Genomic DNA, 16,861 nt, shown 5'->3' with positions numbered 1-16,861 from the left:
GATACTGCCAGATCATCCTTTTACCGAGTTTGAGACATGAACCGCCGCTTTTTTTCGCAACTGTTTAATGTCGGTTCTAATGAAGATCGAAATGAACAGGCCGATGGCGAACAGTGCTGCGAAAACCGTCAGGCTCTGGCTGTAGCTTCCTGTTGCATCACGCACCCAAGAAGAGAACATCGGGCCCGCAAGTCCTGCCGCCGCCCATGCCGTTAAAATGTATCCGTGGATTGCACCGAGCTGCTTTGTTCCGAACAAATCCCCGATATAAGCCGGAATTGCGGCAAACCCGCCTCCATAGCACGTATAGATCAATGCCATCAAAACAGAGAAGACGGCCTTGTCGGAAATAAACGGCAAAAGCGGAAAGGCGATCAGCTGTACAGCGAAAAAGACGGTATACGTATTCGGCCGGCCGATGTAATCAGAGGCTGAGGCCCAGCCGATTCGCCCTAAGCCGTTAAATGCGCCCAAAACGCCGACGAGAGCGGCAGCAGCGGCGGCGGACATGCCCGCACTTTCCTGCGCCAGCGGCGAAGCGATGGATATGATGGCGATTCCGCACGTAACATTAATAAAAAGCATCAGCCATAAATAATAAAACCGTTTCGTTTTAATGGCTTCATTTGCCGTCAGCTGGGAAATATCGGCGCTTTGCGCCTTTCCGTTGTTTTTGGTTGAAAATCCTTCAGGCTTCCAGCCGTCTTCCGGCGGAGCGAGGTAAAGCGAAGACAGCATCATCACAAGAAAGTAGCAAATGCCGAGAATAAAAAAGGTATTGGCTATACCGACCGCTGAGATCAGCTTCTGTATGATCGGGCTGCTGATCAAGGCCGCAAATCCGAATCCCATAATGGCTAGCCCCGTAGCCAAGCCGCGGCGGTCAGGAAACCATTTAACAAGCGAAGATACGGGCGTAATATAGCCGACGCCGAGTCCGATTCCTCCGAAGACGCCGTAAAACAAATAAAGCAGGGGAAGGGAGCCGATCTGAACGGCGAAGCCTGAAAACGTCACGCCAGCTCCGAAGAAAAGAGCGGCGAGCATGCCTGCTTTTTTAGGGCCGTGCTTTTCGACGAAGTGCCCCAAAAATGCGGCTGAAAGACCGAGAAATAAAATAGCGATGCTGAACGTCAGGCTGATCTGGCTGAGGCTCCAGCCGAAGGTTTCAGCGAGCGGGTTTGTAAAGACGCTCCATGCGTATACAGACCCGATAGACAAATGAATACCTACAGCACATAAAGCAATGAGCCACCTGTTTTTCACTTTTTTCATGCGAGAACCTCCTGTGGAAAAGAAAGGCTTGTCATAAAGACAGAAGGCTGCCGGGGAGCGATTGTTTGAAAGCGGTTTCCGGGGTTGCTGCGAAGAAAGGCAGTCTGTTTGAAAAGTGTATATTTTTTGAACTTTTAAAAAATAATATCATGTTTTCAAGCTATCAACAAGATGAAGCTTCCAAATTTGACCTGACGGTTGTGAAACGGCATGATAGACGAGTATAGTAATAGATATGATAAGAAACAAAGGGGCGGGGTTTATTCATGGGGAAAAACATCACAACAAGCCGAAACATTTTCCGTTATGATAATGGAGAGATGACACAGCAAGAAGATCAGATGGCAACGGAATTCCCCCTGACTGTCATGGTGAACGGTGAGGAATTTGTCACGCTTGTTTGTTCGCCGGACAGCCTGGAAGAACTAGTGATCGGATTTCTCGCATCTGAAGGTGTGATCCGATTTAAAAATGAGATTAAAAGGTTTACAATAGATGAAAGTCTCGGATTTGCATATGTCGACCTTGATAGCTCAAAAAAGCTGGTACTGAAGGATTACACGAAGCGGGTGATCGGCTCCTGCTGCGGAAAAGGGCGGCATTTTTATTTCCAGCAGGACGTCAAAACCGCAAAAACGGCGATTGACGGCGTGACCATTACGCCTGAGAACTGTTTGGCGCTGATGCGCGACATGCAGAAAAACAGCAAGCTTTTTCGCCATACGGGGGGCGTTCATAATGCCGCTTTGTGCAGCACTGACAAGCTGATTGCAGTCAGATCTGATATCGGAAGACATAATGCGCTTGATAAATTGTACGGATATTGTCTGCTTCACCAGGTCCCTGTGCGCGACAAGCTGATCGTGTTCAGCGGCAGAATTTCTTCGGAAGTACTGCTTAAAGCCGCAAAAATCGGGGTTTCCGCGGTCATTTCCAAGTCGGCGCCGACCGAGCTGGCCATTCAAATGGCAGAGGAGCTGAATATCATGACGATTGGTTTTGCCAGGAACCGGTCATTTAATGTATATACGCATCACGAGCGAATTCAGTTAACATAAAGGAGGCAACAGGCGTGAACAACAACAGTGAACAAGTTTTGGATCAGAAAAGCCGGCCGCTTCGGGATTTAAGAATTTCTGTCACCGACCGCTGCAACTTAAGATGTACGTATTGCATGCCTGCCGAAATCTTTGGACAGGATTATCCGTTTTTGCCAAAAGGCGAACTGTTGTCTTTTGAAGAGCTTGAACGATTGGCCAAGCTGTTTGTTCATCAGTTCGGGGTGGAAAAAATCCGCCTCACCGGCGGCGAGCCGTTGATGAGAAAAGATATGCCGGAATTAGTCGGGAAGCTTGCGGAGATCAAAGGGATTCGCGATATTGCAATGACGACGAATGGCGTCCTGCTGCCGGTTTACGCTGACAAGCTGAAAAAAGCGGGGCTGAAACGGGTCACGGTCAGCCTGGATTCCCTGGATGACGAGCGTTTCAAAGCGATCAACGGCAGAGGCGTCTCCGTCAGCAAGGTGCTGGCCGGAATTGAAGCGGCGAAAGAGGCCGGACTCGGCGTCAAGATCAACATGGTCGTCCAAAAAGGGGTCAATGAAAAGGATATTTTGCCGATGGCCCGCTATTTTAAAGAAAAAGGCCATATCTTGCGGTTTATTGAGTTTATGGATGTCGGGAACACAAATGAATGGAACCGTCAGTCAGTGGTGACAAAAGCGGATATCATCCGGATCATCAATGAAGACATGCCGGTTGAACCGATCGACCCGAACTACAAAGGAGAAGTCGCCAAACGGTACGGATATCTGGACGGTTCAGGAGAAATCGGTTTTATCTCTTCTGTATCCGATGCTTTTTGCAGCACGTGCAACAGAGCAAGACTATCGGCGAAAGGCGAGCTTTTCACATGTCTTTTCGCATCGAGCGGGTTTGATTTAAGAACTCTGATCAGAAGCGGGCAGACCGATCAGGAGCTGGCAAAGGCGATCGGCACCGTCTGGCGGAATCGCGATGACCAGTATTCGCTCGACCGCGCTCTTTCAAAAGCGGCTCCGCGGAAAAAGGTTGAAATGTCCTATATAGGAGGATAATTGACCGCCTTGGAGAGAGCCGTCCATTGAAAAGATGGGCGGTTTTTTTATGCTTCGGAGGCCGGCTTGACTTGCATATTGACAGGTTTGATACGGGGGGAAAAGCGGAAATTCTTTAAAAAACATGGGCTGAAACAGAAAGGATGATTGAATGTTCGGACTGCAGGATATTGTCAAATTCTTCTGGTCGTTCTTGATCGTTTTTCCCGCCGTGTCGGTGCTTCATGTCTTGGGCCACAGCGTCATGGCGGTGTTGTTCGGCGGGAAATCTTCGCTTGAAATCGGGATGGGCAAAAAATTGCTGAAATTCGGCCCTGTGCAAATCAGAAGTGTTTACTTCATGGATTCCTTCTGCAAATACGGAGATCTGAAATACGATAACCGTTTTACGAATGCGATGATTTATGCCGGCGGATCGCTGTTTAATTTAGCGTCTATTTTTATTGTCAATCTGCTGATTATCAAAGACATCATACCCGAAAATATTTTTTTCTACCAGTTTGTTTATTTTTCAACCTATTATGTATTTTTTGCTCTGATTCCCGTGAGATATTCCGAAAATCATCTTTCTGATGGAATGGCAATTTATAAAGTGCTGAGATATGGGGAGAAGTACGAGATTAATAATTGAGTATGCCGGCTGCGGGCACAATCCGAAGCCGGCGTTTTTCAGACATGCATGATGTCTTCAGGCAGTTTCCTTAGCTTTCGAACGGATTCGATGAATGTTTCCAAAACATCGCAGCCGCTAAAATATTGAAATGCTTCCCGATCCCCGTCGTTCATCACGACGAGGTGATCGCCTCCTGTTATCAGCCCTTTTTCGCGGCGGAACGAGGAGATGGTATCATAGCGGATGTCAAGGTGAAAAGGGGCGCCAAACAGAGAAGAATAAAACATGAGCCGCCTGTCAGTGGCCGCAAGCACGCCTCTGTAAGGAGTGTAACGTGCAGACAGTCTCGCGTTATAAGCGCAAAGAATAATAGATCTGATCTCTTCATTCGGCTCAAGCCGGACATCCAAAGCTGCTTTTCCTTCTGCTATCTCTTTCATTGAAAAACACTCCCTTCACCAATTAATACGAAAGATCCTGCGAAAAAGTTCCAAAGTGAGACATGAGGGTGGTTTGAAAAAATTTTATTTATTCTTACGATTATTAAGGATATGATAATAGTTGACAAAAAACTTATCCTGTAACTATAATAATTACATCGGTGGTGAAAACTTATGGTGAACACCCGTCTTTCAGTGGCCATTCATATTTTGTCTTTAATCGCTGCAAACCCGCGGGAATCTTCGGAAATGATCGCCGGGAGCGTCAATACGAACCCGGTTGTGATCAGACGCATGATCAGCCAGCTCAAAAAAGGCGGTATTCTGACGTCGCGGCCGGGAGTGGCCGGGGCAACCCTGAAAAGAGATCCTGAAGATATATCTCTGCTGGATATTTACCGCGCGGTTCAGCCGCAAGAGGAATTGTTTGCGATTCATGACAAGCCGAATCCAAACTGTCCGGTTGGAAGACAAATTCAAACAACGCTTGACCAAACGTTTCACAGCGTTCAGCAGGCGATGGAGAACGAATTGGCCAGCAAGTCTCTTAAAGACGTCTTAACTCATCTCTTTTAAATAAGAGATGATGTTTCATCATCAACATGTAACTTATTTTGTTACAAACACTTAAATTATTGGAGGAAGCGATTATGAAAATTGGTATTATCGGTGCAAGCGGTCAAGCGGGCAGCATGATTTTAAAAGAAGCATCAGAAAGAGGACACGAAGTGACGGCAATTGTCAGAAGTGCGTCAAAAATGGCGAACAGCGGTGCAACTGTCGTTGAAAAAGACATTTTCAACCTGACAGCGGCAGACATCAAAGGATTGGATGTTGTCGTCAATGCATTCGGCGCGGCCCCAGGGCAGGAGCATCTCCATGTTGAAGCTGGAAGAAAGCTGATTGAACTGTTTAAGCAGGCTCCTGAAACAAGATTAATCGTCGTAGGCGGTGCAGGAAGCCTTTATGTCGATAAGGAAAAAACAACCCAGCTGTACGATACGCCTGAGTTTCCTAAAGAATACTTGCCGACGGCTAAAAATCAGGGGCAGAACCTTCAGGATTTGAAAGAAGCGGAGGGACTGAAATGGACGTTCATCAGCCCGGCGGCATTTTTCAATCCGGAAGGAAAGCGAACAGGTTCATATCAAAAAGGTCAGGAAAACTTAATCGTAAACGCCGCCGGAGAAAGCTACATCAGCTATGCAGACTATGCCATTGCAGTGGTGGACGAGGCTGAAAAAGGCGAGCATATCAATGAGCGTTTCACTGTTGTCGGTGAAGCCGAATAATAAAAGCCTGTCTTGGGATCAATTCCCGAGACAGGCTTTTGATTTTCATTCATAATAATAAGGATCATATCCGCTGTGTAAATCGGTAAGAATACCTAAAAAGATCAGGAAGAAAAAGGCGACTATGCATAAAATGAAGATCACAATATTGGATAGTAAGAAGAAAAATTGCCATTTCATAAACTTCACATAGTTGTCAAGCAAGGCCTCATGCGGTTCTTGCGGCATGTCATCACTCATTTTCTGAGCGGCGTTTGCCGATTTTATAAGGTAGATCCCCGAAAAAATCATCAGCACACCTGGAGCGGCTCCGATGATAAGCAAAGAAATTCCGAAGAAGTCATAGATGCCTCCGCCGATAATCATAAAAACGCCGGTTATTTTCCCCCATTTTGCAATCGCATCAAGCGATTTTTTCATGCTGGATGTCATTTCCAAAATAAGAAGTCACGCCTTCCCTTTAAATATAGTAATTTCTCTATAGTTATACACCAGGCAAAAAGATATTGAAATGATAAGTATTGATTTTTTATTATATTTTAAAGTGCACATTGGGCAGATGACCGCACTGACAACATTATTCCCCAATAAAAGCGACTGTGTTATAGTAAATCGTAAGAAGCATATTGCTATAAGTGATGTGAAATGCACCTTGCAAACTGGTATTTTGTGCCGGACCAGAACCCCGCAACCAATTTACCATATTGTTTTAGGGGCATTTTTATTTTTGTGATATTACTGGTGTTAAGAAAGGCGGTTTTTCTATGAAATCTTCTTATTTCTATCGTCTCTTGCAAGTCGATCATATAAGAAAGCCCGGCGATCTTCCGGATGAACAGCAGCTGGCAGACTCTTTTGTTTTGATCTTTCACTTGAAGGGTGAAGGGAGAATTGATATACAGGCATCAGGCAGTCCGCTCCAAAAAGAAACGCTGTATATTGTTCCGCCTTATGAAACATTCGGAATCACAGCTTCGTCAGCTGAAATCAGCGGGTATCTCATCAGGCTGCAGCCCTACAGCTATGACGACCGCCGCCTGACACTTGAAGCAGACACCGACCCTGACGCTTTTTCCGAACTTCAGATGATGAATGTCCATTCTGTCGGAAATCTGGCTTCCCGCCTTCAGGAACTTTCCGCCTTATGGCCGGCTTCTTCAGCGCTCCAGGAGCTGAAATGCCAAGCAGACCTGCAGCAGCTTTTGTACGATATCTATTCGGCTAAACTGACTCATCCCGAAAACACCGCATCAGCCATAGGAAAAACAAAGGAGTATATTGAAGAGCATTCAGATGCACACCTGACGCTTGATCAACTCGCGCAAATGGCCGGAATCAGCGCGAAGCATTACAGCGAAACGTTCAAAAAGCTGTACGGTCGAAGCGTGACAGAGTTTATCACTGAGACGAGGATGACGAAAGCGAAGCAGCTGATGGCGAAAGCAAGCTACAAGCTGAGGGAAATCTCAAGCCAAATCGGGTATCAGGATGAATTTTATTTCAGCAGGACATTTAAGAAGCATACTGGTTTATCCCCGACCGTTTATATGAAAAAAAGGCGCAGGAAACTGGCGGCCTACGGCCAGAATACGATCGGACAGCTTATACCGCTTCACCTCATTCCTTACGCCGCTTCCCTGCATCCGAAGTGGACATCGTATTACTATAAGCATTACGCGGCAGATATTCCGATCCATCTGAGCGCTTACCGCTTTCACGAGCCGTGGGAAGAAAACCTGCGGACATTGTCATCGGCTGCCCCTGAGCTCATTATCAGCATGGACAGCGTGTCTCACGAGGAACGGGAACAACTCCAGTCGATCGCCGATGTTTTCTTTTTGCCTTCACAGGAACAATGGAGAAGGCATTTTATGCTGACCGCATCCCATTTGGATGAAGAAGCGGAGGCTCAGAAATGGCTGCTGTCTTACCAGCGTCTCACCGAGACCGCGAAAGAAACGCTTTATCCGATCTGCGGACGCCGAAGCTTTTTGTTTTTGCGCCTGCATAAACACGAGATTTATCTGGCGCATAACCGCTCTGTTCAAGATGTATTTTTCGGCGACCTTGGCTTTGAATCGGCTGTATCGCTGAAAGAACCGACTGACCGGTCCGTGTCGATCGAAACGATCGCGGCATATCAGCCGGATATCATCATGATTTTCGTTTTTAAAGAGCCCGAGACGCTGGCATTCTACCGGGAGCTGCAGCAGTCGGCTGCATGGCAGGATTTGAAAGCGGTGCGGCATCACCGGGTGTATCAGGTGAATTCGGATCCTTGGCGGGAATACTCCGCATGCAGCCATGAACGAATCATTCGCCAGGCGGTTCGGCTCTTGTCCGGAAAAAATCCATTTTAATTGCCGGATATTATCCATGGTGTTATCGGAGAGGCTTACCTATAATTTTAATTGATAATAGTTATCAATTAAATCAGGGGGTCTCAGTCAGATGAGAAAAATATCAATCTTATTATTTATTCTCCTTCTCGCGTTTAGCGCAGCGGGATGCGGGAACAGCAAAGAAAAGGCGGGCGGCGATGGCAAGAGCACAGCGTCAGCTGAGAAGAGCATCGAGTACCTCGATCATACATACAAGGTGAAGATCCCGGCCGAACAAATCGTCATTACGGGAAGCGTGGAATCGATGGAAGATGCCAAGCTTCTGGATGTTCACCCAGCCGGTGCCATTTCCTTCTCCGGAAAGTTCCCGGACCTGTTTAAGAGCATTACTGACAAAGCAACCGCTGTCGGCGAAAAAATGGAGCCGAACCTGGAGAAAATCCTTGAGCTGAAACCGGATGTCATCCTGGCTTCAACGAAATTTCCCGATAAAGTGGTGAAAAAACTCGATAACATCGCGACGACGATTCCTGTTTCCCACGTTTCTTCAAACTGGAAAGACAATTTAAAGCTGCTGGCTGAACTGACAGGCAAAGAAGATAAAGCGAAGCAGATTATTTCGGATTATGAAGCAGACCTTAAGGAAGCTAAAACAAAGCTTGAGAAAACGGCAAAAGATACAAAAGCGCTCGTAGTCAGAATCAGAAAAGGCAATGTCTTTATCTATCCGGAAGACGTATTCTTCAATTCCACATTATACGGTGAGCTCGGCTTCACAGCTCCAAAAGAAGTCAAGGCGGCAAAAGCCCAGGAGTTAGTTTCTTTAGAAAAACTGAGCGAAATGAATCCGGACTATATGTTTGTCCAATTCTCAGACGATGAGAATGCCGACAATCCGAATGCGCTGAAAGATCTAGAGAAAAATCCAATTTGGAAAAGCATTTCTGCAGTGAAAAATGACCGTGTATTTGTCAATGCTGTAGACCCGCTTGCGCAGGGCGGCACGGCATGGAGCAAGGTTGAATTTTTAAAGGCTGCAGCTGAGAAATTAGCGCAGAACAAATAGAAAAGGTTCCTTGAGCTATGCATTCAAAGCAAATGACCCGCGTCATTATGATCGCCGCTCCGTTTGCCATACTGCTGTCTGTTTTTCTATCGGTATGTTACGGTGCAAAACAGCTTGAGCCCGAGGTGATTTTTTCGGCGCTGCTGCATTTTGATCCGGGCAACACAGATCATCAAATCATTTGGCATTCCCGCCTTCCGCGCGCTGCCGGCGCTCTTTTAATCGGAGCGGCGCTGGCGGTGTCCGGTGCGCTTATGCAGGGTGTCACCCGAAATTACTTGGCTTCCCCGTCGATTATGGGCGTTTCCGACGGGTCAGCGTTTGTGATCACGCTGTTGATGGTGGTGATTCCGGGTTCATCCTCTCTGGAGATGATGGGCTATTCGTTTATCGGATCAGCCGTCGGCGCCGGCCTTGTCTTCGGTCTCGCCTCGGTGATTCCAAACGGTTTTATGCCGGTTCAACTTGCCATAATCGGGACGGTAACAAGCATGCTGCTCAGCAGTCTGTCTGCGGCGATATCGATTTACTTTCAAATTTCCCAGGACGTCAGCTTCTGGTACAGCGCCAGGCTGCATCAATTGAATCCCGAGCTGCTGAAGTATGCCGTGCCGTTTTTTGTGATCGGCATCATTCTGGCGCTCTCTCTCAGCAAAAAAGTGACAGCTTTATCATTGGGGGACGACATTTCCGAAAGCCTCGGCCAGAAAAAGCAGGCCGTCAAATGGACAGCGATGGCAGCGGTCGTTGTTCTGACAGGCTGTTCCGTCGCTATGGCGGGAAAAATTGCTTTTGTCGGACTGGTCGTGCCGCACATTACGCGTTTTCTCGTCGGATCGGATTACAGCCGGCTGATCCCGTGCTCCTGCGTTCTCGGCGGCGTTTTTTTGACGCTGGCCGATCTTCTCAGCCGGCTGATCAACTATCCGTTTGAGACACCGATTGAAGTCGTTACTTCGGTGATCGGCGTTCCTTTCTTCCTTTATTTGATCAAAAGAAAAGGAGGGGAGCAGCGTGCCTAAAAAGGTTGCAGTCATCTATGCTGTTTTTATTGTGCTGATTCTCACAATCTGTTATCTCAGCATAACAGTAGGATCGTTTGCTGTACATCCGGCTGAGCTGTTATCAACATTGCTTCACATCAACCCGAATGAGCAATACGCCATTCTCCTGTTTGAGCTGCGTCTTCCAAGGATTGTGACGGCAGCACTCGTGGGTCTTGGGCTCGGCATTGCCGGTTCCGTCATCCAGGCGATGACAAGGAACGGACTGGCTGACCCGGGAATCCTGGGGATTAATGCAGGTGCGGGGGCGGCGATCGTCGGCTACATGCTGATCTTTCAAGGCCAGACCGAAACGACAAGCCTGCTCGCTGCAATGGGGATGCCATTCTTCGGCTTGATCGGGGGCATTTTGGCGGCAATATTCATTTTTATCTTTGCCTGGCACGGCGGCAACTTGGATTCGGGCAGGATTATTCTCGTTGGAATCGCGATTAATTCGGGTTTCAGCGCTGTTTCGCTGTACCTGTCATTGAAGATGAATCCGAATGACCACGAAATGGCCATGGTTTGGAAAAACGGAAGCATCTGGTCGGCGAATTGGACGTATATTCAAGCGGCACTGCCGTGGCTGCTGCTTCTCATTCCATTCCTGCTGACAAAGTCCGGCCTGCTCGATACCATTCGCTTTCATGAAGATACGGTGAAGAGTCTCGGCGTATCCGCGAATGTTGAAAAAGTAGTGCTGCTCACGGCTTGTGTCGGCATCATCAGCGCCTGTGTGGCTATCTCGGGGAGCATGGCATTTGTCGGCCTGATTGCTCCGCACATTTCGCGGAGGCTCGCCGGCGTCCTGCACCGCCACTCATTGCTGTTAAGCGGATTGATCGGGATGTTTCTCGTATTGTGCGCCGATTTTGCCGGAAAGTTGCTGTTCCAGCCGTCCGAGGTGCCGGCGGGTATCATTCTTGCCATTTTCGGTGTGCCGTACTTCTTATTTTTACTGTTTAAACAAAAAAAGACGGTTCATTAGACTGTTTTTAGCTCTGCAAAGAGGGGAAGGGAGAATGACATGGCTCAAGAAAAACTTCAGCAGTCTGTCAATGCTGCTGAATGTATTCCGGTGGCGATACCGGGGACAGAACAGCGGTGCATGCGTTCTCCGGATGGGAGCCGCACATACCGGATTTTTATTGCGAAACCATTTGGGGAAAAGCCGCCCGCAGGATATCCCGTGATTTATCTGCTTGACGCCAATTCCGTGTTTGGAACGATGGTGGAGGCATTGCGGATGCAGTCGCGCCGTCCCGATAAAACCGGCGTCGTGCCGGCCGTTATCGTCGGCATCGGCTATGAAACCGACGCTCCCTTTGACCGGGGGCGGTATTACGATTTTACTCTGCCGGATTCGGGCGCTGAGCTGCCCAGGAGACCCGATGGAGCAGACTGGCCTGAGCCGGGCGGGGCGAAAGCTTTTCTGTCCTTCATCGAACAGCAGTTAAAGCCGGAGATCGAACATGAATTCCAGATTGATATGAAAAGGCAGGCGATTTTCGGTCATTCCCTTGGCGGACTTTTTGTTCTGCAGACCCTGTTTACAAAACCGGCCCTATTTCAAACATATATCGCCGGCAGCCCGTCCATCCATTGGCATCCGTCATTTTTTGATGAAGAGCATGACTTTATATCGAAATTGCAAGAAGCGGATGGCGATGTAAAGGTATTGCTTGGGGCCGGAGAGCTTGAAAAGACGCATAAAAGCGGGATGAACGACAATGCAAAAAGGCTGGCCGACCGCTTGGCCGCCTTGGAAAACCAGGGGGTTCGCGCGGAATACCATGAATTTAAAGGGGAAGGTCATATATCGGTTCTGCCTGTGTTAATCAGCAGAGCGCTCCAGTTTGTCTTCAAGCCTGATTGAAAGCGGGGCGCTTCCGGCGCCCCGAGCTTTAAAAAAGATAAGAATGGATAACAGATAATATACCATGAGCATTGATACGGATAAACAATCGAAAACGATTTGACCGTTTGCATTTATTGGTATATTATATTTTTAAACGATAATGATTATCATTATCAATTAGAATTTTAGCCGGCAGAGACTTTTTAAGACTCGGGCGCTGCCGCTTTTTAGAAAGGAAATGATAAGAGTGAAAGGCAAGGTTGCTTTGGTGACTGGGGCTTCGCAAGGAATCGGCAAAGAAGTGGCCCTGTCGCTTGCTGAACGCGGGGTGTTTGTTGCAGCAGCTGATCAAAATCGAAAAGGGCTGCTTGAACTTGAAGCCGAACTTGAACAAAAAGACCTGCAGGGTTCCGGTTTTGCCGCGGATGTGGGCGGCAGTGCCGCCGTCGAGCAGCTTATCGCCCATGTTGAACGCGAGATCGGTCCGATAGACATGCTTGTCAATGTAGCCGGCGTTCTCAGAACAGGTCTGATCCATTCATTGAGTGATGAAGATTGGGAGAAGACGTTCAGCGTCAACTCTACCGGGGTTTTTAACGTATCGCGTGCCGTCGCCCGCCGGATGATTCCGCGCAGGACTGGAGCGATCGTGACTGTTGGATCAAATGCGGCCGCTGTGCCGCGGATGCATATGGCCGCCTACGCGGCCTCCAAGGCTGCTGCTTTAATGTTTACGAAATGTCTCGGCCTTGAACTTGCCGAGTACAACATCCGCTGCAATATCGTATCGCCCGGATCAACCGATACGCCGATGCAGCGGTCGCTATGGCAGGGTGAGGAAGCTGCGCAAGGCGTCATTGAAGGATCGCTTGAAACATTCAAAACGGGAATCCCGCTCGGAAAATTGGCTTCGCCGGCTGATATTGCAGATGCTGTAGTTTTTTTGCTGTCTGACGGGGCTCGTCACATTACGATGCACGATTTGCGTGTCGATGGCGGAGCAACGCTTGGAGCCTGATTCAATCTAAAGGAGGTTTTAATGATGATAGAACGTCATGTCGTGTCAGAAGCGCTTGCAGATCAGCTGTTAAAGCAATATCAGGCCGGTGCTTCATTCTTTTTCTCTTCCCCTGAGCGGACCATTCTGGCGGAAGGAGTCTTGGCTTCTGTTTCTCAAACGGAAGAGCAAAGCCTTGCGCAGCGGGCAGAGGAAGTTCTGAAAAAAGCGAGGGAGAACGGGCAGAAAAACCCGATTGTGGTCGGAGCTGTGCCGTTTGATGATGCAAAGCCGGCGCAGTTAACCGTGCCGGTCGAAGCGTGGCATGCAGGGCCGCTGACATGTGAAGAAGATGGTAAAGAGGAGCCTGAACCTGCCCTGTACCCCTATGATATCGAGCAGATTCCAAGCCCGGAAGCGTATATGACCGGGGTCAGACGAGGGTTGGCAGGTATAGCAGCAGGAGAATACAGTAAGATCGTCCTTTCCCGGTCATTGCAGCTGACCTCGCCGATCAAAGTCGATATCGGTCAATTGCTGCGAAATCTTGCCCGCCGCAATACAAGCGGGTACAACTTTGCCGTTGACTTAACCGGGCAATCGCCGGAAGCGCCTCGTACCACTTTGATAGGCGCAAGTCCCGAGCTGCTTGTATCGCGGTCCGGGTTCCGCGTTACGGCAAATCCTTTAGCAGGCTCAAGACCTCGGAGCGATGATCCCGAAGAAGATCGAAGACGGGCGGCTGAACTGCTTGCTTCTCCTAAAGACCGTCACGAACATGCGGTCGTTGTCGAAGCGGTTGCTTCCGCGCTCAGGCCGTTTTGCCGAAAGCTGGAGGTGCCGGAACCGTCTCTCATCAGCACGCCGACGATGTGGCATCTTTCAACGGAATTGAAGGGAGAGCTTACAGACCTTTCTGTATCATCATTGGAGCTCGCCTCTGCCCTTCACCCGACGCCCGCTGTCTGCGGCACGCCAACGAATGCGGCGAAAGAAGCGATTAAACAGATTGAGCCGTTTGACCGCGGATTTTTCACAGGTATGGTCGGCTGGTGTGACGCGGACGGTGACGGTGAATGGGTCGTAACGATTCGCTGTGCTGAGGCGGAGGAACACGCGCTGCGGCTGTACGCAGGCGCCGGAATTGTCGCCGGATCGAAGCCTGAAGAAGAACTTGCAGAAACGTCTGCAAAGTTTCGGACGATGCTTCTTGCGATGGGAATGAACAGTGAATAACGGAGGGATAAAGGATGTTGAAAGGGTGCCCAACATGGCCGAAGGAGTTTGCGGATAAATATCGGAAGGAGGGATGCTGGCGAGGCGAAACATTTGGGGGAATGCTGAGGGAACGGGCCGAAAAACATGGCAGCCGCATTGCTCTTACATACGGAGATACCCATTTAAGTTATCGAGAGTTAGACAAGAGAGCCGACTCTTTGGCCGGCGGTCTTTTAAAGCTTGGGATCAAAAAAAATGACCGCGTCGTTGTCCAGCTACCGAATGTCATCGAGTTTTTTGAAGTTTGCTTTGCACTCTTCCGAATCGGAGCTCTGCCTGTCTTTGCGCTTCCATCGCACAGACATAGCGAGATCACGTATTTTTGCGAGTTTTCTGAAGCTGCTGCTTATGTGATTCCCGATCATCACGCAAGGTTTGACTACCGCAAGCTGGCGAGACAGGTAAAGGGAAAGCTGCGGGGGCTTCGTCATGTCATTGTCGCCGGCGAATCGGAGGAGTTTGAAGCGCTGTCGGGCCTTTATGATCAGCCTGCACCTCCGCAGAACGTCCATTCAGAAGATGTCGCTTTTCTTCAGTTGTCAGGGGGAAGCACAGGTCTTTCTAAGCTGATCCCGAGGACGCATGATGATTATATATACAGCTTGAGGGTCAGCGCAGAGATTTGCAGGCTTGATCACAACAGCGTGTATCTTGCCGCTCTTCCAATCGCTCACAATTATCCGCTCAGTTCGCCGGGAGTGCTCGGTACACTCTATGCGGGAGGCCGAGTCGTTCTTGCGTCAGGAGGCAGCCCGGATGAAACCTTTCCTCTGATCGAAAAGGAGAGGGTAACGATCACAGGTCTCGTACCGCCGCTTGCGCTAATCTGGCTTGACGCTGCTCCGGCGCGCCGGGACGACTTGTCAAGTCTCCAGGTCCTTCAAGTCGGCGGAGCGAAATTCAGTGCCGAAGCCGCCAGACGCGTCACATCGGTGTTTGGCTGCAAACTGCAGCAGGTTTATGGCATGGCAGAAGGTCTGGTCAACTATACCAGACTTGATGATCCTGAAGACACGATCGTTCACACACAAGGCAGACCGATGTCTCCGTTTGACGAAATTAAAATTGTGGATAAAGAAGGACGCGAACTTGGACCCGGACAGACCGGGGAGCTTCTGACAAGAGGTCCTTATACGATCCGCGGCTATTACAAAGCTGAGGAACATAATGCCAAAGCGTTCACAGAAGACGGGTTTTACCGTACGGGCGACTTGGTCAAAGTCAATTCATCAGGCTATTTGATTGTTGAAGGACGAGCCAAAGACCAGATCAACAGAGGCGGGGAGAAGGTTGCCGCGGAAGAAGTGGAAAACCACCTGCTCGCACATCCCGCCGTACTCGATGCGGCGGTTGTCTCGATGCCGGATCAATTTCTCGGTGAAAGAACGTGTGCGTATGTTATTCCACGCGGCGCTGCACCTGCTCAGGCTGAATTGCAATCGTTTTTGAGAGAAAGGGGCCTTGCAGCCTACAAAATACCCGACCGGGTGGAAATGGTTGAAGCATTCCCGCAGACAGGCGTAGGAAAAGTCAGCAAAAAAGAACTGCGTACAGCGATTGCTGAAAAAATGTCTGCAGCTAAGAATATCACGTGATAAAAAAATGAGAGGATGTGATTTGATGGCCATTCCTGCCATCTTACCGTACCAAATGCCAGAAGCATCAAATATGCCGAAAAACAAGGTGTCATGGACTCCTCATCCGAAGCGTGCTGCACTTCTCATCCATGATATGCAGCAATATTTTCTCAACGCTTACCGTTGCGGCGAGTCTCCGGTAACAGATCTGCTGGCTAATATTAAGAAGCTTCGGAAGCGATGTGCCGAGCTTGGCATTCCGGTTATTTTCACGGCTCAGCCAGGCGCTCAGACACCGGAAGAACGGGGGCTTCTCCAAGATTTTTGGGGACCTGGAATCGGTACTGATTCCGATGAGCAGAAGATCGTAGATGAGCTGAAACCGAATAAAGGCGACATCGTTCTGACCAAGTGGAGGTACAATGCGTTCAGAAAAACCAACCTTTTAGGTGTGCTGGAGGAGCAAGGTCGGGATCAGCTCATCATCACCGGCATCTATGCCCATATCGGCTGCCTGATGACGGCATGTGATGCGTTTATGCAAGATATTGAAACGTTTTTTGTCGCCGATGCGGTGGCGGATTTCTCATTAAAGCATCATGAAATGGCCATCACATACGCAGCTGACCGCTGCAGCGTCACAATCACTGCGGAACAGCTTTTGAGCCAGCTGAAAGATGACGCAAGCCATGAACACGCAAAAGAAAGCTCTCATGCACTGACAAAACAGATCATTCGCGAACAGGTCGCATCGCTTCTTCTTGAATCACCTGAAAAGATAAGCGACAGCGAAAATTTGATTTACAGGGGACTTGATTCCGTGAGAATCATGAGTCTCGCGGAGCGCTGGCGCCGAGCGGGGCGGGAGGTGTCATTTGTGGAGCTTGCGGAGGACCCTTCGATTGAAAACTGGTGGAGACTGTTGTCCTCCTCTAAAGAAGCACCATTGCCGAATGCAGACTATCAATGAAGGAGGTCA

17 protein-coding genes are annotated in these 16,861 nt (G+C 49.0%); 14 read left to right on the top strand and 3 right to left on the bottom strand.

Annotated elements, in window-relative coordinates:
* Positions 1-12: 12 nt before the first annotated feature.
* Positions 13-1,275 carry an L-lactate MFS transporter gene (locus MHB72_RS20115; RefSeq protein WP_216919337.1) on the bottom strand — a complete coding sequence of 421 codons (1,263 nt, stop codon included), beginning with the start codon at positions 1,273-1,275 and terminating at the stop codon, positions 13-15.
* Positions 1,276-1,541: 266 nt separating this feature from the next.
* Between MHB72_RS20115 and fdhD the strand changes: the two genes are divergently transcribed.
* The 3 genes from fdhD (at position 1,542) to MHB72_RS20100 (ending at position 4,004) form a co-directional block, all read left to right on the top strand.
* The gene (fdhD, locus tag MHB72_RS20110; RefSeq protein ID WP_216919339.1) at positions 1,542-2,333 is read left to right on the top strand and encodes a formate dehydrogenase accessory sulfurtransferase FdhD; all 792 of its coding nucleotides are present in this window, start codon (positions 1,542-1,544) and stop codon (positions 2,331-2,333) included.
* Between the two features lie 14 nt (positions 2,334-2,347).
* A complete protein-coding gene (moaA, locus tag MHB72_RS20105; RefSeq protein WP_023857094.1) occupies positions 2,348-3,373 on the top strand; it encodes a GTP 3',8-cyclase MoaA in 1,026 nt (341 codons plus the stop codon).
* Positions 3,374-3,524: 151 nt separating this feature from the next.
* Positions 3,525-4,004: a hypothetical protein gene (locus MHB72_RS20100; protein WP_216919341.1), complete on the top strand. Its 480-nt coding sequence runs from the start codon at positions 3,525-3,527 to the stop codon at positions 4,002-4,004.
* 38 nt (positions 4,005-4,042) lie between these two features.
* On the opposite strand, the gene MHB72_RS20095 is transcribed toward MHB72_RS20100, so the two are convergent.
* Positions 4,043-4,426 (bottom strand): GRAM domain-containing protein, encoded by a 384-nt coding sequence (locus MHB72_RS20095; RefSeq protein ID WP_254121895.1) that lies wholly within the window; start codon positions 4,424-4,426, stop codon positions 4,043-4,045.
* 174 nt (positions 4,427-4,600) lie between these two features.
* On the opposite strand from MHB72_RS20095, the gene MHB72_RS20090 reads away from it, so the two are divergent.
* Together MHB72_RS20090 and MHB72_RS20085 are read left to right on the top strand one after the other, a co-directional pair.
* On the top strand, positions 4,601-5,002 hold the full coding sequence (locus tag MHB72_RS20090; protein WP_020453242.1) for an Rrf2 family transcriptional regulator: 402 nt from the start codon (positions 4,601-4,603) through the stop codon (positions 5,000-5,002).
* 74 nt (positions 5,003-5,076) lie between these two features.
* Positions 5,077-5,718, top strand: coding sequence for an NAD(P)-dependent oxidoreductase (locus MHB72_RS20085; protein ID WP_023857098.1), 642 nt, complete (start codon positions 5,077-5,079; stop codon positions 5,716-5,718).
* Between the two features lie 45 nt (positions 5,719-5,763).
* On the opposite strand, the gene MHB72_RS20080 is transcribed toward MHB72_RS20085, so the two are convergent.
* Positions 5,764-6,150 (bottom strand): DUF5362 family protein, encoded by a 387-nt coding sequence (locus MHB72_RS20080; RefSeq protein ID WP_340904177.1) that lies wholly within the window; start codon positions 6,148-6,150, stop codon positions 5,764-5,766.
* A gap of 332 nt (positions 6,151-6,482) precedes the next feature.
* Here MHB72_RS20080 and btr point away from each other — a divergent pair, with 332 nt between their 5' ends.
* The 9 genes from btr to MHB72_RS20035 all read left to right on the top strand — a co-directional run bounded on the left by btr (position 6,483) and on the right by MHB72_RS20035 (position 16,852).
* Entirely contained in the window at positions 6,483-8,078 is a 1,596-nt protein-coding gene (btr, locus tag MHB72_RS20075; RefSeq protein WP_216919345.1) for a bacillibactin transport transcriptional regulator Btr, read from the top strand.
* Positions 8,079-8,169: 91 nt separating this feature from the next.
* Positions 8,170-9,126 (top strand): iron-hydroxamate ABC transporter substrate-binding protein, encoded by a 957-nt coding sequence (locus tag MHB72_RS20070; protein WP_154999352.1) that lies wholly within the window; start codon positions 8,170-8,172, stop codon positions 9,124-9,126.
* A 17-nt stretch (positions 9,127-9,143) separates the two neighbouring features.
* On the top strand, positions 9,144-10,148 hold the full coding sequence (locus MHB72_RS20065) for a FecCD family ABC transporter permease (protein ID WP_182069932.1): 1,005 nt from the start codon (positions 9,144-9,146) through the stop codon (positions 10,146-10,148).
* Entirely contained in the window at positions 10,141-11,160 is a 1,020-nt protein-coding gene (locus MHB72_RS20060) for a FecCD family ABC transporter permease (RefSeq protein ID WP_154999350.1), read from the top strand. The genes MHB72_RS20065 and MHB72_RS20060 overlap by 8 nt, the downstream gene beginning before the upstream one ends.
* 39 nt (positions 11,161-11,199) lie before the next feature.
* The gene (locus MHB72_RS20055; RefSeq protein ID WP_216919347.1) at positions 11,200-12,048 is read left to right on the top strand and encodes an alpha/beta hydrolase; all 849 of its coding nucleotides are present in this window, start codon (positions 11,200-11,202) and stop codon (positions 12,046-12,048) included.
* 220 nt (positions 12,049-12,268) lie between these two features.
* Positions 12,269-13,048 (top strand): 2,3-dihydro-2,3-dihydroxybenzoate dehydrogenase, encoded by a 780-nt coding sequence (locus tag MHB72_RS20050; protein WP_234112361.1) that lies wholly within the window; start codon positions 12,269-12,271, stop codon positions 13,046-13,048.
* Positions 13,049-13,072: 24 nt separating this feature from the next.
* On the top strand, positions 13,073-14,263 hold the full coding sequence (gene dhbC, locus MHB72_RS20045) for an isochorismate synthase DhbC (RefSeq protein ID WP_254121897.1): 1,191 nt from the start codon (positions 13,073-13,075) through the stop codon (positions 14,261-14,263).
* Between the two features lie 14 nt (positions 14,264-14,277).
* Positions 14,278-15,900 carry a (2,3-dihydroxybenzoyl)adenylate synthase gene (locus MHB72_RS20040; protein ID WP_144497859.1) on the top strand — a complete coding sequence of 541 codons (1,623 nt, stop codon included), beginning with the start codon at positions 14,278-14,280 and terminating at the stop codon, positions 15,898-15,900.
* Positions 15,901-15,925: 25 nt separating this feature from the next.
* Positions 15,926-16,852 carry an isochorismatase family protein gene (locus MHB72_RS20035; RefSeq protein WP_095323616.1) on the top strand — a complete coding sequence of 309 codons (927 nt, stop codon included), beginning with the start codon at positions 15,926-15,928 and terminating at the stop codon, positions 16,850-16,852.
* The last annotated feature ends 9 nt before the right edge of the window (positions 16,853-16,861 follow it).

It is taken from the genome of Bacillus sp. FSL K6-1284 (assembly GCF_038002625.1).
GTDB lineage: Bacteria > Bacillota > Bacilli > Bacillales > Bacillaceae > Bacillus > Bacillus paralicheniformis.
Note: the sequence above shows the minus strand (reverse complement) of the source record. Positions and strands in the feature narration are given on the sequence as shown.